Origin of the sequence: Rhodococcus aetherivorans (genome assembly GCF_011058165.1) — a bacterium.
Taxonomy (GTDB): domain Bacteria; phylum Actinomycetota; class Actinomycetes; order Mycobacteriales; family Mycobacteriaceae; genus Rhodococcus; species Rhodococcus aetherivorans.
This window is the reverse complement of the sequence record NZ_JAALEG010000017.1, coordinates 68,940-86,753: the sequence shown is the minus strand read 5'-3', so window position 1 is coordinate 86,753 and position 17,814 is coordinate 68,940. Positions and strand designations below refer to the sequence as shown.

At 70.8% G+C, this 17,814-nt stretch carries 19 protein-coding genes and 1 pseudogene; 18 read left to right on the top strand and 2 right to left on the bottom strand.

All coding sequences use genetic code 11. The features are described from left to right. Positions 1–120, top strand: a pseudogene (locus G6039_RS31405) (IS30 family transposase); the annotation flags it as partial. 52 nt (positions 121–172) lie between these two features. Here G6039_RS31405 and G6039_RS10040 read toward each other — a convergent pair. Continuing rightward, on the bottom strand, positions 173–2,605 hold the full coding sequence (locus G6039_RS10040) for a glycoside hydrolase family 65 protein (RefSeq protein ID WP_006942004.1): 2,433 nt from the start codon (positions 2,603–2,605) through the stop codon (positions 173–175). Positions 2,606–2,642: 37 nt separating this feature from the next. Then, a complete protein-coding gene (gene otsB / locus G6039_RS10035; protein ID WP_043801086.1) occupies positions 2,643–3,455 on the bottom strand; it encodes a trehalose-phosphatase in 813 nt (270 codons plus the stop codon). A gap of 178 nt (positions 3,456–3,633) precedes the next feature. On the opposite strand from otsB, the gene G6039_RS10030 reads away from it, so the two are divergent. The 17 genes from G6039_RS10030 (at position 3,634) to G6039_RS09955 (ending at position 17,791) form a co-directional block, all read left to right on the top strand. After that, complete coding sequence (locus tag G6039_RS10030) at positions 3,634–4,011, top strand: ArsR/SmtB family transcription factor (RefSeq protein WP_006942001.1); 378 nt, start codon at positions 3,634–3,636, stop codon at positions 4,009–4,011. 72 nt (positions 4,012–4,083) lie between these two features. Further along, positions 4,084–4,413, top strand: coding sequence for a hydrogenase maturation nickel metallochaperone HypA/HybF (locus tag G6039_RS10025; protein WP_043801089.1), 330 nt, complete (start codon positions 4,084–4,086; stop codon positions 4,411–4,413). Positions 4,414–4,417: 4 nt separating this feature from the next. After that, on the top strand, positions 4,418–5,257 hold the full coding sequence (gene hypB / locus G6039_RS10020; RefSeq protein WP_043801093.1) for a hydrogenase nickel incorporation protein HypB: 840 nt from the start codon (positions 4,418–4,420) through the stop codon (positions 5,255–5,257). Positions 5,258–5,368: 111 nt separating this feature from the next. Then, the gene (locus G6039_RS10015; RefSeq protein ID WP_043801121.1) at positions 5,369–6,424 is read left to right on the top strand and encodes an NADH-quinone oxidoreductase subunit B family protein; all 1,056 of its coding nucleotides are present in this window, start codon (positions 5,369–5,371) and stop codon (positions 6,422–6,424) included. A gap of 24 nt (positions 6,425–6,448) precedes the next feature. After that, positions 6,449–8,233 carry a nickel-dependent hydrogenase large subunit gene (locus tag G6039_RS10010; protein WP_029547181.1) on the top strand — a complete coding sequence of 595 codons (1,785 nt, stop codon included), beginning with the start codon at positions 6,449–6,451 and terminating at the stop codon, positions 8,231–8,233. Positions 8,234–8,236: 3 nt separating this feature from the next. Further along, on the top strand, positions 8,237–9,109 hold the full coding sequence (locus tag G6039_RS10005; protein WP_029547182.1) for a NifU family protein: 873 nt from the start codon (positions 8,237–8,239) through the stop codon (positions 9,107–9,109). Next, the gene (locus G6039_RS10000) at positions 9,109–9,735 is read left to right on the top strand and encodes a DUF5947 family protein (RefSeq protein ID WP_029547183.1); all 627 of its coding nucleotides are present in this window, start codon (positions 9,109–9,111) and stop codon (positions 9,733–9,735) included. The genes G6039_RS10005 and G6039_RS10000 overlap by 1 nt, the downstream gene beginning before the upstream one ends. Beyond that, the gene (locus G6039_RS09995; protein ID WP_006941981.1) at positions 9,732–10,403 is read left to right on the top strand and encodes a DUF6084 family protein; all 672 of its coding nucleotides are present in this window, start codon (positions 9,732–9,734) and stop codon (positions 10,401–10,403) included. Before G6039_RS10000 ends, G6039_RS09995 begins: the two co-directional genes overlap by 4 nt. Further along, positions 10,400–11,776 (top strand): hypothetical protein, encoded by a 1,377-nt coding sequence (locus G6039_RS09990; protein ID WP_006941980.1) that lies wholly within the window; start codon positions 10,400–10,402, stop codon positions 11,774–11,776. The genes G6039_RS09995 and G6039_RS09990 overlap by 4 nt, the downstream gene beginning before the upstream one ends. Next, positions 11,773–11,892 (top strand): DUF6893 family small protein, encoded by a 120-nt coding sequence (locus tag G6039_RS31400; RefSeq protein WP_006941977.1) that lies wholly within the window; start codon positions 11,773–11,775, stop codon positions 11,890–11,892. The genes G6039_RS09990 and G6039_RS31400 overlap by 4 nt, the downstream gene beginning before the upstream one ends. A 1-nt stretch (position 11,893) precedes the next feature. Further along, positions 11,894–12,391 carry a hydrogenase maturation protease gene (locus tag G6039_RS09985; protein WP_029547186.1) on the top strand — a complete coding sequence of 166 codons (498 nt, stop codon included), beginning with the start codon at positions 11,894–11,896 and terminating at the stop codon, positions 12,389–12,391. Between the two features lie 3 nt (positions 12,392–12,394). Then, a complete protein-coding gene (locus G6039_RS09980; RefSeq protein ID WP_006941975.1) occupies positions 12,395–12,652 on the top strand; it encodes a HypC/HybG/HupF family hydrogenase formation chaperone in 258 nt (85 codons plus the stop codon). Beyond that, on the top strand, positions 12,649–14,991 hold the full coding sequence (gene hypF, locus G6039_RS09975) for a carbamoyltransferase HypF (protein ID WP_080688597.1): 2,343 nt from the start codon (positions 12,649–12,651) through the stop codon (positions 14,989–14,991). The genes G6039_RS09980 and hypF overlap by 4 nt, the downstream gene beginning before the upstream one ends. Beyond that, the gene (locus G6039_RS09970) at positions 14,988–15,743 is read left to right on the top strand and encodes a HypC/HybG/HupF family hydrogenase formation chaperone (RefSeq protein WP_043801099.1); all 756 of its coding nucleotides are present in this window, start codon (positions 14,988–14,990) and stop codon (positions 15,741–15,743) included. The genes hypF and G6039_RS09970 overlap by 4 nt, the downstream gene beginning before the upstream one ends. Then, positions 15,740–16,420 carry a D-sedoheptulose-7-phosphate isomerase gene (locus tag G6039_RS09965; protein WP_006941965.1) on the top strand — a complete coding sequence of 227 codons (681 nt, stop codon included), beginning with the start codon at positions 15,740–15,742 and terminating at the stop codon, positions 16,418–16,420. Before G6039_RS09970 ends, G6039_RS09965 begins: the two co-directional genes overlap by 4 nt. Next, positions 16,417–17,502 (top strand): hydrogenase expression/formation protein HypE, encoded by a 1,086-nt coding sequence (gene hypE / locus G6039_RS09960; protein WP_006941964.1) that lies wholly within the window; start codon positions 16,417–16,419, stop codon positions 17,500–17,502. The genes G6039_RS09965 and hypE overlap by 4 nt, the downstream gene beginning before the upstream one ends. A gap of 16 nt (positions 17,503–17,518) precedes the next feature. Continuing rightward, positions 17,519–17,791, top strand: a complete 273-nt coding sequence (locus tag G6039_RS09955) for a HypC/HybG/HupF family hydrogenase formation chaperone (protein ID WP_006941963.1) — start codon at positions 17,519–17,521, stop codon at positions 17,789–17,791. Positions 17,792–17,814: the final 23 nt, after the last annotated feature.

Sequence of the window (17,814 nt, the reverse complement as noted above, 5' to 3'; positions counted from 1 at the left end):
GTGTACACGCCCGAGGACCTGCAGCAGGTCCAGGACGAGTTCAACGGCCGCCCCCGGCAGACGCTACGCTGGCGCACGCCAACCGAAGCGTTCACCGAGCTTGTCGCATCGGCCGCCTGAAACCGCCTGGATCGAATGCGTGTGACATTCGGCCGCGGCGATCCTGCGGCGCTCAGGACATCGACGGTTCCTGCGACGGCAGGGTGAACACACAACTCTCCCCGGCCCCGAGTTCGCACACCTGGCCGTCGAGACCCACCCGGACGGGGCCGTGGAACCCTTCGGGCTGAGCGAGCACCGTCAACTCGTTGCCGACGATGCGCACCCGCAGTGGCGTGCCCCGGAACCGGATCGAGAAGGACACGCCGTCGAGCCGGTCCACCAGCCGGGGCCGGAACAGCAGCACGCCCTTGTAGACCCGGGCCCCGACGAAGCTGCTCTGGAGCAGGTCCAGCGTGCCGGACATGACCCCCATGTGGATGCCTTCCTTGGTGGTTCCGCCCTGGATGTCACTGACGTCGCTCTCGAGAGCCACCATGAAGCGCTCCCACGAACTGGGCGGGTGGATGTCGGCGAGCACGCCGGCGAACGTGACGTGGCTGAGCGTCGACCCGTGCGAGGTCCGTTGGTCGTAGTATTCGATGGTGCGCCGGGCCAGTTCCTGGTCGTACGGATAACCCAGCCGCTCGAACGTCGCGTGCAACTCGTCGTCGTCGAACAGGAAGAACAGCATCACCGTGTCGGCCTGCTTGGCCATCTTGAACCGGTTCGGATCCTCGCCCTCCGCCCGGAGGATGCGATCGAGCCGCTGGATGTTGGGGTAGGCGGCACGGTAGTGCTCCCAATCGAGCTCCTCGAGCTCGTCGTAGCCCTCGAACTGGCTGATGACCCCCTCGTGGAAGGGCACGAACATCCGCCGGCTCATGTCGTCCCACGTGTGCAGCTCCTCGTCGGTCACCGCGAGCTGGGCGAGCAGGGCGCTGCGGCGGCTGGCCGAGAGCGAGTCGAGCACCGACGGCACCGTCGCCATGATCCAGGCCACCATGACGTTGGTGTAGGCGTTGTTGCGCAGTCCGTCCTCGGACGCGCCGGGATGGCGCTCGTGGAACTCGTCCGGCCCCATCACACCGTGGATCTCGTAGCGTTCGCGCTCGGGGTTGAAGTGGGCGGTCGACGCCCAGAATCGGGCGATCTCGAGCATGAGCTCGGCGCCGTAGTCGGCCAGGAACTCCGTGTCGTCGGTCGCCTGCAGGAAACGCCACACGTTGTAGAAGATCGCCGCGTTGACGTGCCGTTGATTGCGGCTGAGGTCTGGATCCCACTGTCCGGAAAGGGGATTGAGATGGACGGCCTGGGTCTCCTCGGTGCCGTCGCTGCCGCTCTGCCAGGGGAACATCGCACCGCGGTACCCGGCCTCCTCGGCCGCGGCCTGGGCCTCCGACAACCGTCGGTACCGGTAGAGCAGCAGGCTCCGGGTCACCTCCGGCATCCGCAGGTTCAGGAAGGGGTAGATGTACATCTCGTCCCAGAATACGTGCCCCCGGTAGGCCTCCCCGTTGAGGCCCCGCGCCGGCACCCCGACGTCGTGCCGCGCCGTGTGCCGGGAACAGACCTGCAGCACGTGCGCCACGTGGAGCCGCAGCAGCAGGTGGGCGCGCGGCTCGCTGGGCAGCCGGACGTCGCAGATGTCCCACAGCTCGTCCCACGCCGCCTCGTGCTCGGCGTACGCGGCGGCGAAGTCGGGGTACCGCAGCACGTGCCGGCCGGACGCGGCCAGCGCCTCGGTGATCGCATTGTCCCGGGAGGTGAACAACGAGACCATCTTCTCCACGCGTGTCGGCCGGCCCTCCTCGACATCGAAGCAGAGCACCTGCTGGATGTAGTCCTCCATCTGGTACAGCGAGCGGTCCACCTCCACGGGTCCGTCGTCGTAACCTTCCCCGCGGAAGACCCGGGTGCGTGCGGCCTCGGCGACGTAGATGTCGGACTGGCGGGTCTGCACCCGCAGGGCGATCGTCTCGGTGCCGAACGTGCGCGGGGACACCGGATCCAGATGGCGCCCTTCGAGCTGCCGGTAGCGGGCGACGATCTGGTTCGTGACGCGACCGTCCAGCGCGGAGACCACCTCGATCTGCCCCGACCAGTTCTCCGGGACGAGCGTCCACTCGATCCCGGCCTGGTGGCTGTGGGCCATGCTCACGAAGCGGCGGCTCCGCAGCGTCGTCTCCCGCCCGAAGCGGTCCCGGAACCGCAGCTCGCGCATCACCGTGGCGAGCCGGATGTCGTAGGTGTGCCGGTAGGACAGCACGTCGACGTTGTCGAGCCGGACCGCGTCCTGGCCCTCGATGCGCAGCTTGAGGACGAGCCAGTTGGACACGTTGACCAGGTCCTCGTTGAGTACCGGGCGTCCGCCCATGATCGTGGTCTCGCGGTTGTAGATCCCGTGCACATAGGTGCCGGGATAGTGGATGGGGCTCATGTCCTCCCACTCGGCGGTGCCGCGCGTGCAGAAGTAGCCGTTCCCGGTGGAGGTCAGCGCCTCCCGCAGTCCCTCCGACGCGCTGTCGAACCGGTCGTAGTCGAGCTCGAACTTCGGCTCCTGCACGACGTTCCCTCCCGGACTCCCGTGGCGTGGTCCGCGATCACCGCGCCAGTGCGGTCAGAAAGCGCTCCACCTCGTCGACGGAGGAGAGCACGAACTCGGCGGCCGTGGTCCGGCCTGCCATCTCCGGATCGTCCGCCCGGCCGACGAGGATGCCGATCCCACGTCCGCGCAGCGCCCGGAAGGCGTCCTCGTCGGTGATGTCGTCGCCCAGGTACACCGGTACGGTGCCGGCGGAGTCGAGGTCGAGCACCTCGATCAGGTACAGCACGGCTCGGCCCTTGTCCCAGTCGACGGCGGGCGCGAGCTCGTACACCATCTTCCCCGGGGTGACCTTCAGCTCGCCGCGGTACTCGGAGAGCAGCCCCTGCACGACCGTCGCGATCCGGTTCCGGTCGGCGGGTTCGGCGAGCCGATAGTGCACGGCGACCGACGCCCGTTTGGGCTCCACCAGCGCCCCGGGGATCGCCCCGATCTCGGTGCGGAGCCGGTCGGTCACCGCCGCGACGAGGTCCGCGAACCGGGCGACGCGGTCGTCGGAGACGGAGCCGCGTTGCGGGGTCCAGATGTCGAAGCCGTGGCTGCCGGCCACCACCAGGTCGTCGATACCCATCAGCTGCTGCACCACCGCCCGGTCCCGGCCGGTGACGACGCATACCGGGCAGCGTGACGCGAGTTCCCGGACCACGGTGCGCATGCCGTCCGAGATCACCGCGTCCTCCGGTCGCGGCACGATCGGAGTGAGTACTCCGTCGTAGTCCAGGAACACCGCCGGCCGGCACTCCGCCAGCCGACGGGTCAGGCTTTCGTTCCCCAGCGCGCGAGGCAGATCGCGGACCGAAGTTTCCTCCATCATCGGGGCACCCCCTGTGGCGCGGCGGACGCCGCGCGTGCGGCACGGCCACGGTCTACCCTTCCACTGTAGGACCGTGTCGTGGGACGAGGGGGGTATCCCGTCCGCACCTGCGGTACGGGTGTGGGCACTACGCCGGCCCGCGGGTTCGTAGACTTCAGCCATGACGTCCGGCGCAATGTTCGACCCCGCCGACGTGCAGCGCGCCGTTGCGGCACTGCACACGCCGGACATCGACCGGTGGGCCCACCGCTTCGAACTGTTGTCCGACGTGAACCGGCTGCGCTTGCTGTTGTGCCTGCACCACGCGCCGGGCATCTGTGTCACGGACCTTGCCGCAGCCCTGGAGATGACCGGCACCGCGGTGTCCCACGCGCTGCGCCTGCTGCGCAACCAGGGCTGGGTGGCGGCGGAGCGTGAGGGTCGTATGGTGCGGTACCGCCTCGTGGACGAGACGGTCCACGAGTTGCTGCATTCGATCGGCGCGACCCACCAGCACGCCGGGCACACGCACCCGGACCGTGACCACGCCGCCCCGGAGAACGGAAGCATCTGATTCCGCGTCCCCGGGGCGGGCCCGCGGCCTATCGTGAAGACGAGCCCGTGAGGTGGGCGGAGTGGGGCCGCGATGCATGAATTGTCGATCGCGCAGAGCGTCGTGGACGCGGTGTGCGAGCACGCCGGCGACCGTCGCGTGCACAGTGTGCGCGTCGCGGTGGGAGCGCTGTGTGCCGTGATCCCCGACTCGATGCTGTTCTGCTTCGAGCTGGTCACGGTGGGCACCGTCGCGGAAGGTGCACGGTTGGACATCGAGACGCCCGCCGGTGTCGGGCACTGTCGGGTCTGCGGGACCGAATTCGCACTGTTCGATCCGATTCTGTTGTGCTCCTGCGGAAGTGCCGATGTCGAAGTGCGGTCGGGTCGCGAGCTTCGCATCGTGTCGATGGAGGTGAGCTGAAGCGATGTGTGCCACCTGTGGCTGTGACGACGAGGCGGGGCCGCGGATCACGGTGCCGCACGCGCACGACCTTCCCCACGGCGCCGAGCGCGGCCACGAGCACGGCCACGAGCACGGCCACGGCCACGACCACGAGCACGACCACGAGCACGACCACGGCCACGAGCACGACCGTGCGCCCGTGCAGACCGAGACCGTCACTCTCGAACAGCAGGTGCTCGCGAAGAACGACCTGCTCGCCGAGCGTACGCGAGGGTGGCTCGCGGGTCGCGGCGTGACGGCGATCAACGTGATGAGTTCGCCGGGGGCCGGCAAGACCACCCTGCTCGAACGAACGATCCGTGAGCTGTCCGGCTCCGCGCCGATCGCGGTGATCGAGGGCGACCAGGAGACCCTGCTCGATGTCGAGCGCATCCGCTCGACGGGATGCGCCGCGGTGCAGGTCAATACCGGTGCCGGATGCCATCTCGACGCGCAGATGATGCACGACGCGCTCACCGCCCTGGATCCGGCTCCGGGAACGCTGTTGTTCGTGGAGAACGTGGGGAATCTGGTGTGCCCGGCCCTCTTCGATCTGGGGGAGCAGGCCAAGGTGGTGCTCATCTCGACGCCGGAGGGAACGGACAAACCGCTCAAGTATCCGCACATCTTCGCGGTCGCCGATCTCGTCGTCGTCAACAAGGTCGACCTGCTGCCGTATGTCGACTTCGAACTCGAAACCTGTGTCCGCCACGCCGGATCGGTCAACCCCGGCGTGGAGGTGCTCGCGGTGTCGGCCACCACGGGGGAGGGCATGGAGGCGTGGTACCGCTGGATCGCCGACCGCCGGTCGGGACGATCATGATTCGTTGACATCCCTCCGGAACGGGGCGTTAATAGAGAAAGCGCCGCGCAAGTGGGCCGAGGGTCGACTCCTGCGGCGCAGGAGCGTGGGGCGCTCCGGAAGGTGGTCGGCATGCCCACACCCGAGGCCCAGGCGGCCGAAGAGGCCTTGATCCACGTGTTGTGGATCAACGCCGGGCTCAGTTGCGACGGCGATTCCGTGGCTCTCACCGCCGCCACGCAACCCAGTGTGGAAGAGATTGCACTCGGCGCGCTGCCGGGGCTGCCGAAGGTCGCGGTGCATTGGCCGCTGATCGATTTCGAATGCGGCCCCCAGGGTGGTGCGGACGACTTCCTCGAATGGTTCCGCAAGGCGGACCGCGGCGAGCTCGAGCCGTTCGTGCTGGTGGTCGAGGGTTCGATCCCCAACGAGAAGCTGCACGACGAGGGGTACTGGTCCGGCTTCGGCAACAACGAAGAGACCGGGCAACCGATCACCACCAGCGAGTGGCTCGACCGGCTGGCGCCGAAGGCCACGGCGATCGTCGCGGCGGGCACCTGCGCCACGTACGGCGGCATTCACGCCATGGCCGGTAACCCGACCGGCGCGATGGGCGTGCCCGACTACCTGGGCTGGGAATGGAAGTCGAAGGCGGGTATCCCGATCGTGTGCGTGCCGGGATGCCCCATCCAGCCGGACAACCTGTCCGAGACGCTGACCTACCTGCTGTACCAGGCGACGAATCAGGCGCCGATGATCCCGCTGGACGAGGCGCTGCGGCCGCAGTGGCTGTTCGGCATCACCGTCCACGAGGGCTGCGATCGCGCCGGGTACTACGAGCAGGGCGACTTCGCCACCGAGTACGGCTCCCCGAAGTGCATCGTGAAGATCGGCTGCTGGGGGCCGGTTGTCAAATGCAATGTCCCCAAACGTGGTTGGATGAACGGAATCGGCGGATGCCCCAACGTCGGGGGTATCTGCATCGGCTGCACGATGCCCGGCTTCCCGGACAAGTTCATGCCGTTCATGGACGAGCCGCCCGGGGGGAAGCTCTCGACGCGGGCGGTCGGCGTGTACGGCTCGGCCGTGCGGCAGCTGCGGAGCCTGACGAAGAGCACATTGGACAAGGAGCCGACCTGGCGTACGCCCGGTACGGAACTCACCACCGGCGCGACCCGTACCTGGTAGTCCCGCCCCGAGAGAGGCAGCCCGATGACAGCCACCGTCCCCGATCCCGCCGCCGGCAGCAACCTGGTGGAGATGGCGTGGGATCCGATCACCAGAATCGTGGGCAGTCTGGGTATCTACACGAAGATCGACTTCGCGAACCGCGAAGTGGCCGAATGTCACAGCACCTCGTCGATCTTCCGTGGCTACTCGCTGTTCATGAAGGGCAAGGACCCGCGCGACGCGCATTTCATCACCAGCCGCATCTGCGGTATCTGCGGGGACAACCACGCCACCTGTTCCTGTTATGCGCAGAACATGGCGTACGGCGCCAGGCCGCCGCACCTCGGTGAGTGGATCGTCAACCTCGGTGAGGCCGCGGAATACATGTTCGACCACAACATCTTCCAGGAGAACCTGGTGGGGGTCGACTACTGCGAGAAGATGGTCTCCGAGACCAATCCGGGGGTGCTGGCGAAGGCCGAGAACACCCGGGCCCCCCGGGCGGACCAGCACGGCTACCGCACGATCGCGGACATCATGCGCTCGCTCAACCCGTTCACCGGCGAGTTCTACCGCGAGGCGCTGCACGTGAGCCGCTCGACCCGGGAGATGTTCTGTCTCATGGAGGGTCGCCACGTGCACCCGTCCACCCTGTACCCGGGCGGTGTCGGCACGGTCGCCACGATCCAGCTGATGACCGACTACCTGACCCGGCTCATGCGCTACGTCGAGTTCATGAAGAAGGTCGTGCCCATGCACGACGACCTGTTCGACTTCTTCTACGAGGCGCTGCCGGGGTACGAGAAGGTGGGGCTGCGGCGCACCCTGCTCGGGTGCTGGGGTTCGTTCCAGGACCCGGAGACGTGCAACTTCGCCTACCGGGACATGGAGGACTGGGGCCGGAAGATGTTCGTCACCCCGGGGGTGGTCGTCGACGGCAAGCTGGTGACGACCTCGCTGGTGGACATCAACCTGGGCCTGCGCATCCTGCTCGGCTCCTCGTACTACGAGGACTGGACGGATCAGGAGATGTTCGTGAAGACCGATCCGCTGGGCAATCCGGTGGACCGTCGCCATCCCTGGAACCAGCACACCAATCCGAGACCACAGAAACGCGATCTCGAGGACAAGTACAGCTGGGTGATGTCGCCCCGCTGGTTCGACGGCACCGACTACCTGGCCCTCGACACCGGAGGCGGGCCGCTGGCCCGGCTGTGGTCGACGGCGCTGGCCGGGCTTGTCGACATCGGCTACGTCAAGTCCACCGGGTCGAGCGTGCAGATCAACCTCCCCAAGACCGCGCTGAAGGGGCCGGTGACGTTGGAGTGGAAGATCCCGCAGCACGGCAGCAACACCCTCGAACGCAACCGGGCCCGCACCTACTTCCAGGCCTACGCCGCGGCGTGCGCCCTGCACTTCGCCGAGAAGGCGCTGGTGGAGATCCGGGCCGGGCGCACCAAGACCTGGGAACCGTTCGAGGTCCCCGACGAGGGCATCGGCTGCGGGTTCACCGAGGCGGTGCGCGGCGTTCTCTCGCATCATCTGGTGATCCGCGACGGGAAGATCGCCAACTACCATCCGTATCCGCCGACACCGTGGAACGCCAGCCCGCGCGACAGCTACGGCACACCCGGCCCGTACGAGGATGCGGTGCAGGGGCAGCCGATCTTCGAGGAGAACGACCGCGAGCACTTCAAGGGCATCGACATCATGCGCACCGTGCGCAGTTTCGACCCGTGCCTGCCCTGCGGGGTGCACATGTACCTCGGAGACGGGAAGACCCTCGAGAAACTGCACTCGCCGACCCAGTCGGTCACCGGGGAGTGACGGATGGAGCGATGGCGGGAGTCGGGTGAACGTATCGAGGCACTGCTGGACGCGAGCTCCGCGGCCGGGCCGGCGGCGCGCGAACGGGCCGAGGACCTGGTCCGGGAGGTGATGGGACTCTACGGGGCGGGACTCGCCGGAATCTGCGACGCGCTGGCCCGGTATCCCGGCGCGATGGACGACCTGGCGCGCGACGACCTGGTCGCCAGCCTGCTGCTGATCCACGGGCTGCACCCGCACGACGTGGAGACCCGGGTGCGCACGGCGCTGGACGGGGTGCGCCCGTACCTCGGGTCGCACGGCGGGGACGTCGAGCTGGTCGCGATCCGCGACGACGTGGTCCGGTTGCGTCTGCTCGGCAGCTGCCACGGATGCCCGTCGTCGGCGGTGACCCTGGAGCTGGCCGTGCAGGACGCGGTGCGGGCGGCGGCGCCGGAGATCACCGAACTCGAGGTCGAGACCGCCGGGTCCACGGGGCAAGGACTCATTCCCGCGGCGGCGCTGTTCACCCGGGTGCATTCCGATGTTCGTGGAACATGGTGTGCGGCGCCGGAACTCGACGAGATCCCGGAAGGTGAGGTCGGCGGCTTCGTCGTCGCCGGCCTGCCGGTTCTGGTGTGCCGCGTCGCCGGTGAGCTCCTCGCCTACCGGGACCGGTGCCCGGTCTGCACCCACGCGTTCGCCGGCGCGGCGCTGCACCGGCGGGCCGGGGCCGGGGCGGACGCGGCGGTGCTGCGGTGCCCGACCTGTGCGGCGCACTTCGACGTGCGCGGTGCCGGGGTCCGGCTCGACGCGGGCGACGAACACCTCGAACCGGTGCCGGTGCTGGTGCGGGACGGCGTGCTGTCGGTGGCCGTGCCCGCCGGGGTGGCGTGATGCCGTCCCCCTTCGAGGTCCTGCAGCGTATCGCCGCACCTCGGCCGGCGGGGGAGCGCTGCGAGATGTGCGCCGTGGGCATCGGCGACGGGCACGGGCACGTCGTCGACGTGCAGGCACGCCAGCTGATGTGCGTGTGCCGGGCCTGCTGTCTGCTGTTCACCGATCCCGGGGCGGAACTGCGCTACCGGGCGGTGCCGGAGCGGTACCTGTCCTTCCCGGAGTTCGCGCTCACCCCCGGCGCCTGGGCGAGCCTCGAGATCCCGGTGAACCTGGCGTTCTTCTTCCGGAATTCGACCCTGGGCCGGACCGTCGCGTTCTATCCCGGCCCGGCCGGCGCGACCGAATCGGAGCTGCCGCTCGACGCCTGGGAGGCGCTGTGCGGCGGCAATCCGTCGCTCGTGCCCCCGCTGCCGGACGTCGAGGCGCTGCTCGTGCGGGTTCCGCGACGGGGCGCCGCCGACTGTCATCTGGTGCCCATCGACGCCTGCTACGCGCTGGTCGGCCGGCTGCGACGGGTCTGGCGCGGCTTCGACGGCGGCACCGATGCCCGTGCCGAGCTCGACGCCTTCTTCGCGGAGGTCGCCCGGCGGAGCCGTCCCGTCCCGGCGAGGGGGCAGGCGTGACCGCTCTGGACTTCACGGTCGTCGACATCGCTCCCGAACCGTATGCCGCCACCCCGAGCCTCTCGGCGCGCCTCCGGATCCGGGAAACCACGGGTGCGCCGGTGCACAGCGTGGCGCTGCGCTGCCAGGTGCGCCTGGAACCGGCCCGCCGACGCTACGGTCCGGACGCCGAGGCCGCCCTGGGGGACCTGTTCGGCACCCGCGACCGGTGGGGCAGCACCCTCTCCTCGTTCGCGTGGTTGCAGACGTCCACGATGGTGCCGGGCTTCGCCGGCGAGTGCGAGACGGCACTGCCGCTGCCGTGCACGTACGACTTCGAGGTCGCGGCCGCCCGGTATCTGCACGCCCTCGACGACGGCGCGGTGCCGCTGCTGCTGCTGTTCAGCGGGACGGTGTTCGGCCGCGGCGGCGGCGGGGTGGCTGTCGAGCCGGTGCCGTGGGACCGCGAGGCCCGCTACGACCTGCCGGTCTCGGTGTGGCACGAGATGATCCGCAGCCACTTCCCCGGCACCGGGTTCGCCCGCATGGGGCACGACACGCTGGCCGCGCTGACCCGGTACAAGGTGGCGCACGGGCACACCGATCTCGACGCGGCGGTCACCGAACTGCTCGCCGCGGCCGAGGCGAGGCCGGCCGCGGCGACCGGCGCGGGGGAGGCGGCGTCGTGACCGTGCAGGGACAGGCTGATCGGGTGCGAGCGGTGGCCGACGCTGTGCTGTACGAGGGGTACCTGTTGTACCCGTACCGGGCGAGTTCCCGTAAGAACCACTCCCGCTGGCAGTTCGGTGTGCTCGGCCCGCCCGGCGCCGCCGCCGCGGGGATCGGCGAGGAGCCGGCGCTGGCCACGCAGTGCGTGCTGCGCCCACTGCGCGCCGACGCCACGATCGACGTGGTCGTGCGGTTCCTGCAACTGCAGACCCGCACGGTGCAGCGCCGCGACGGCGACGACTACGTCACCGTGGCCGAACTGACCGTCGCGGGCCGCTCGTGGATCGGGTGGGACGAGGCCGTGGAATGCGAGATTCCCCTCGGGCCGCTGCCGGTCACCGAACTCGCCGTCCCGCGTACGGTTCCGGTCGCCGTTCCCGGCGGTGCGGACATCGAACTGCTCACCGCCGCGGACGGTGCCGTCACCGGCCGGGTGGTACGCACGCGGTGGCCGGTGCACGCCGTCGTCCGCGTGGAGCGGGGCCCGTCCGCCGGAACCGGTGCGGCGATGCGCCTGGATCTCGCCGTCGAGAACACCGGCGACGCACCCGTGGACGCCGCCGACGCGCTGCGACGATCGCTGATCGGGGCGCATCTGATCCTCGCCGCCCGCGGCGGGCGGTTCGTCTCGCTGCTCGAGCCGCCCGCCGACGTCGCCGGCCTCGCGGACGAGTGCGCACACACCCGGTGTTTCCCGGTCCTCGCCGGCGACGCCGACCCCGCCACACCCGGCGAGTCCGCCACGCTGCTGGTGTCCCCGATCATCCTGTACGACCATCCGCAGGTCGCCGAGCAGAGCGGCGGGGACCTGTTCGACGCCACCGAGATCGACGAGATCCTCACCCTGCGGGTCCTGACCCTGACCGACGAGGAGAAGGCCGAGGCGCGGGCCACCGACCCCCGGGCCGCGCAGATCGTCGAACGCTGCGAGACGATGACCCCCGCCGAGATGCAGGCCCTGCACGGCATCCTGCGGGACCCGCACCGCGAGGGCGGGCTGATTCCAGAACTGCCCGACGGCGTCGACTGGTGGACCCCCGAGGCGGACACCAGCGTCCGGCCCGAGACGGACGGGGTGCTGATCGGCGGGATCCGGGTCGCGCAGGGCAGCCTGGTGCGGCTGCACCCGTCGCGCCGGGCCGACGCGCAGGACCTGTTCTTCCGGGACCGGGTGGCGCGCGTGGCCACCGTGCACGCCGACGTCGACGGCGAGACCCACGTCGGGGTCGTCCTCGTCGACGATCCGGCCGCGGACCTGCACGACTGGTACGGGCGCTACCTGTACTTCGCGCCCGACGAACTCGAGCCGCTCGGGAGGAAAGAGGAGCCATGAGATTCATCGGAATGCTGGCCACCGCGGCACTGGCCGCCGCGGTGATCGGCGGGGTGGTCGTGACGGTGCAGTCGCTGCCGGACATCCAGCGGTACCTGCGGATGCGCAGGATGTGACGTGGTGCGGATCCTGGTGGCGGGCATCGGCAACATCTTCCTCGGCGACGACGGCTTCGGCCCCGAGGTGGTGCGGCGGATCCCGGCCGACACACCCGGAACCCGGGTGATGGACTACGGGATCCGCGGCATGCACCTGGCCTACGACCTGCTCGACGGGTGGGACGCGCTCGTGCTCGTCGACGCCGTCCCCGGCGCCGGCGAGCCGGGCGCCGTGCGGGTCTTCGAAGCCGACACCGCCACGCGGGGACCGGCGGGAATCGACGCGCACGCCATGGACCCGGCCGCGGTGTTCGCGAGCCTCGAGGCGCTCGGCGGGCAGGCGCCCCCCACCGTGGTGGTGGGCTGCCAGGTGGCGGCGGTCGAGGAGGGCCTCGGGCTGTCCCCGGCGGTCGCCGCGGCCGTCGGCCCGGCCGTCGATGCCGTCCGGCGCACCGTGCGCCGCCTGCGTGCGCAGGCGCCGCCGGCGGGAGCCGCGGTCGCCGGGGACGAGGGCTGAGCGGTGTGCCTCGGCATCCCGGGACGGGTGATCCGGCGGCTCGACGGCTACGCCGGGCAGCTCGCCCTCGTCGACGTGGCCGGCGAGGAGCGCAAGGTGAACGTCGGCATGCTCGACGACCCGGACCTCGCGCCCGGCGACTGGATCGTCATCCACATGGGCTTCGCGATGGATCGGGTCGACGAGGCCGGCGCGCGGCGCGCGATGGAAGGGCTCGAACTGATGGGACGGCCCCGGGACGAACCGGGAGCGGCGCCGTGAACCCCGTGGCCGAGCGACGGCGCCTGGTGGTGCGTGGCGTGGTGCAGGGCGTCGGCTTCCGGCCGTTCGTCGCCGGGCTGGCCCGCGAGTTGCGCCTGGGCGGGTACTGCGGCAACGACGACTCCGGGGTGTTCCTCGAGATCGAGGGTGCCGCCGCGGATCTGGACGAGTTCACCCGCCGCCTGCGCGACGACGCACCGCCGCCGGCCGTGCTCGTCGACGTGGCCGCCGCCCCGCGAATGCCGCGCGGCGAGGACGACTTCCGCATCGTCGAGAGTCACCACGCGGACGGGGCGCGCACCCTGGTCCCGCCGGACGTGGCGACGTGCGCCGACTGCCTGCGCGAGCTGAACGATCCCGCCGACCGGCGCTACCGGCATCCCTTCGTCAACTGCACCCACTGCGGGCCCCGCTACACCGTGATCACCGACCTGCCGTACGACCGGCCGGCGACGACCATGGCCCGGTTCCCCCTGTGCCCGAGTTGCGCCCGCGAATACACCGATCCCACGGACCGCCGCTACCACGCCCAGCCGATCTGCTGCCCGGACTGCGGGCCGCGGATCTTCGCCGTACGCGACGGCCGCCGGATCGACGGAGACGCGGAGGTGCTGGCCACGGTGCAGGCGGCGCTCGCCGCCGGGGACATCGTGGCGGTCAAGGGACTCGGCGGCTTCCATCTCGTGTGCGATGCCACGAACCCCACCGCGGTGAACCGGCTGCGGGAGCGGAAACACCGGCCGGACAAGCCGTTCGCCGTGATGGCGCCGGACGTCGCGGCCGTCGCCGCGGTGTGCCTGCTGTCCGCGGCCGAGCAGGCCGTGCTCACCGCGCCGGCCCGGCCGATCGTGTTGCTGCGGGCCCGTCCCGGCGCGGCCGTCGCCGACGCGGTCGCACCCGGACTCGACGAGCTCGGGGTGATGCTGCCGTACACGCCGCTGCACCACCTGTTGTTCGCGCCGGTGCCCGGGCACGGGAACCATGTGCCGCGGCTGCTGGTGGCGACGTCGGGAAACCTGTCCGGTGAGCCCCTCTGCTTCCGCAACGACGATGCCCTGGCCCGGCTCGGCGGCATCGCCGATCTGTTCCTGATGCACGACCGGGACATCGCGGTGCCGTGCGAGGACTCGGTGGTCGCGGTCGCCGACGGCGTGGAACTGCCGCTGCGGCGCTCCCGGGGATTTGCGCCGATGCCGGTGCTGCTCGGCGGCGCGGCGCCGGTGGTCCTCGCGGTCGGCGCCGAGGTGAAGAACACCTTCTGCCTGACCCGGCAGGACTACGCCTTCTGTTCGGCGCATCTCGGGGACATGGGCACGCTGGAGAGCCGGCGCGCCTTCGAGGCGTCGGTCGTGCAGCTGACCGCCCTGCACCGCGTCACCCCCGAGGTGGTGGTGGCCGACGCGCATCCCGGCTACGCGACCCGGGAGTGGGCCGAACGCTACTGCGAGGACCACGACGTCGAGCTGCGCGCAGTGCAACACCACCACGCGCACGTCGCGTCCCTGCTCGCCGAGCATCGCCGGCTCGGTACCCCCGTGCTGGGGATCGCGTTCGACGGCACCGGATACGGCTGCGACCGCACCGTCTGGGGCGGGGAGCTGCTGCTGGTGGGAACGGATCCCTGCGACGCCCGGCGCGCCGGGCACCTGCGGTCGTTCCCGCTGCCCGGCGGCGACGTCGCCGTGCGCACCCCGGCCCGGGTCGCGCTGGCCGTGCTGCGGGAGGCCGGCATCGAGGAGATCGAGGACCTGCCGTGCGTGAGCGCGCTCGGTGCCGCCGAACGCGCCCTGGTGGACTCGCAGCTGGCGTCGGGCGTCGGCTGCGTGCGCACCACCAGCGCCGGCCGGCTGTTCGACGCGGTGGCCTCCGTGCTGGGGGTGCGGCACCGGATCAGCTACGAGGCGCAGGCCGCGATCGAACTCGAGGTGCTGGCGCGCACCGCCACGGATGCCGCGCCGGTGCATTCGTCGCTGCGGGGGGACGAGCTGGACTGGGCCGGCACGCTGGCCTGCCTCGTCGCCGGCGTCCGGCTCGGGGTCCCCGCTGCGGACCTCGCGGCGGGCTTCCACCGTGCGCTGGCATCGGCAACAGTGCGGTTGGCGGTCCGGATCGCCGATGCGGCGGAGGTACGCACCATCGGCCTGACGGGCGGCGTGTTCCAGAATCGGCTCCTGCTGGGCATGGTGCGAACTATGCTGCAGGACAGAGGGTTCGAGGTTCTGACACACAGGCGGGTGCCGCCGAACGACGGTGGCCTGTCGCTGGGGCAGGCCGCGCTCGGTGCCGCGTTCGCACGCGGCCGGGCCGTGGACCCTGCCGGGACGGGACGAGCGCGATGACATCGACACACGACACCGAGCCGATCGGCGCGGAACTCGCCGCCGACCTCGCCGCGACGGCGCTGAGCCTGGCCCGCCGGTTCCATGCCGGGGCGACCCTGTGGGTGGTGTCCCCGCAGTGGGAGCCGCACGCCCATCACGTGGCGGTCGAGTTCGTGCACCCCGTGATCATGGGTAAACGGGCGTTGCCGTCGGTGTCGCTCGTGGAGCCGGACCCGGTCGCCCAGTGCCGGGTCGCCGCCCGCCCCGGCGACGTCATCCTGGCGGTCGCCTCCGCCGATCAGCCGGCCGTGCGCGAGATCGCCCGGCGCGCACCCGCGTGGGGCACCGACACCATCTGGATCGGCTCCGGTCCGCGGCCCGCGCCCGGTGCGGCCACCCACGTGCTGTGGGTGGACTCGGACGATCCGATGGTGCCCGCCACCGGGCGGTTCGTGCTGCTGTACCACCTGCTGTGGGAACTGACGCACGTGTGCTTCGAACATCCAGGCCTGCTCGCCGACCCGGGCTGCACCGACGAGGTGTGCGTGACCTGCAGCGACGAGGGCCGGCTCGGCGAGGTGATGTGGCCGGCCGACGACACCGGCGCCGCGCCGGTGCGGACCGCGGCCGGCCGGGAACGGGTCGACGTCTCCCTCCTCGGCGACGTCGCGCCCGGCGACCTGGTGCTGGTGCACGGCGGCGTCGCCCTCACCAGACTCGACGCGCCGGAACTCGATGCTGGGGCACTCGATGAGGGGGAACGGCTGTGAGCACCGAACCGGACGGCACCGACTTCCTGTACCCGTTCATCGATGCGCAGGAGCACGACGCCACCGCCCTGTTGCGCGACCTTGCGGAATCCGCCCGCGGCAAGGCGGCCGACAGCGCGCGTCTGCAACGGGCTTCGCTGGACGAATGGGGCGAGGACCTCGTCGCGGCGGGGCAGCGCATGGCCGAGCGTTTCGCTCGCGGCGGCCGGCTCTACACCTTCGGCAACGGCGGCAGCTCCACCGACGCGGCGACCCTGGCGACGCTGTTCAGCCGGCCGGCCCGGGGACGGCCGGTGCCGGCCTGGTCGCTCGCCGCGGACCAGGCGGTGGTGACGGCGCTCGGCAACGACGTCGGATTCGAGCTGATCTTCTCGCGGCAGATCATCGCGCACGCGCACGGCGACGACGTCGCGATCGCCCTGTCCACGTCCGGCAACTCCGACGACCTGATGACGGCGCTGGCGGAGGCGCGGCGGCGGGGACTGCTCACCATCGGATTCGCGGGGCACGACGGCGGCCGGATGGCCGCCACCGACGATCTCGACTTCTGCTTCACCATCCGCTCGCAGAGCATCCACCGGATCCAGGAGAGCCACGCCCTGATCGGGTACCGGCTGTGGTCGGCCGCGCAGGAACACCTGGCGCGCGCGGAATCGGCGACGGGAGGCGGACGGTGAGCACATCGGCCGAACGCGAGGACCGGGTCCTCGAACGGATCGAGGCGTTCCGGCGGCGCCGGCCGCGCCTGCGCGACACCGTGATCTCCCTCTCGCACGGCGCCGGGGGCAAGGCGTCCGCGGCACTGGTGGATTCGGTGTTCGTCGAGGCCTTCCGCAACACCGAACTCGAGCAGCTCGGCGACGCCGCCACCGTGCGCCTCGACTCCGGGGAGAGACTGTCGTTCTCGACGGACTCGTTCGTCGTCAAGCCGCTGTCGTTTCCGGGCGGCTCGATCGGGCACCTCGCCGTGCACGGCACGGTCAACGACCTCGCCGTGTCGGGCGCGCGGCCGCGGTGGCTGTCCGCGGCGTTCGTCATCGAGGAGGGCTTCGAGATCGCGCGGCTGCGCGAGATCGTCGCCGACATGGCTGCGGCCGCCACCCGGTCCGGGGTCGAGATCGTCACCGGCGACACCAAGGTGGTGGGCCGGGGCGCCGCCGACGGTCTCTACATCAGCACCGCCGGGGTCGGCCTGGTTCCCGCCGGGCGCCGCCTCGGGGCCGACCTGGTGCGCCCCGGCGACCGCGTGCTGATCTCGGGGACGCTCGGCGACCACGGCATGGCGGTGCTGCTGGCCCGCGGCGACCTGGCGATCGAAGCGGACATCGCCTCCGACACGGCGCCGGTGCACGAGCTGGTGGCGGCCCTGCTCGCAGCCGCGCCGTCGACCCGGTGGATGCGTGACCCCACCCGCGGTGGCGTCGGTACCGTCTGCAACGAGCTGGCGCAGGCCACCGGCCTGGCGGTGGTGCTCGACGAGGCCGCGCTGCCGATCCGGCCGACGGTGACCGGGGCGTGCGACATGCTCGGCATCGACCCGCTGTACGTCGCCAACGAGGGCAAGTTCGTCGCGGTCGTCGCCCCGGACGAGGCGGACGCCGCCCTCGCCGCACTGCGGGCGTGCCCCGGCGGCGGCGACGCCGCGGAGATCGGGGAGATCCTGGCCGAACCGGAGGGCATCGTCGCGTTGCGTACCGCGTTCGGGGGCAGCCGGATCGTGGACATGCTCGTGGGCGATCCGCTGCCCCGGATCTGCTGAGGTGAGGAGAGACGCAATGTGCCTGGGAATTCCCGGCCGGGTGGTCGACATGGTCGACCCCGCCCAGCATCTGGCGAAGGTGGACGTCAACGGCGTGCAACGCGCCATCAGCGTCCGGCTGCTCGCCGGCACCGGCCTGCAGGTCGGGGACTGGGTGCTGGTGCACGTCGGCTTTGCGATGGCCCGGATCGACGAGGACGAGGCGAAGCTGACCCTCGATCAGGTGCGGAAGATGGGCGCCGACTACGTCAACGAGATCGAAGCCTTCAACGCGTCCGAGATCGCGTGAGCACCGGATGAAAGGCGGAGCAG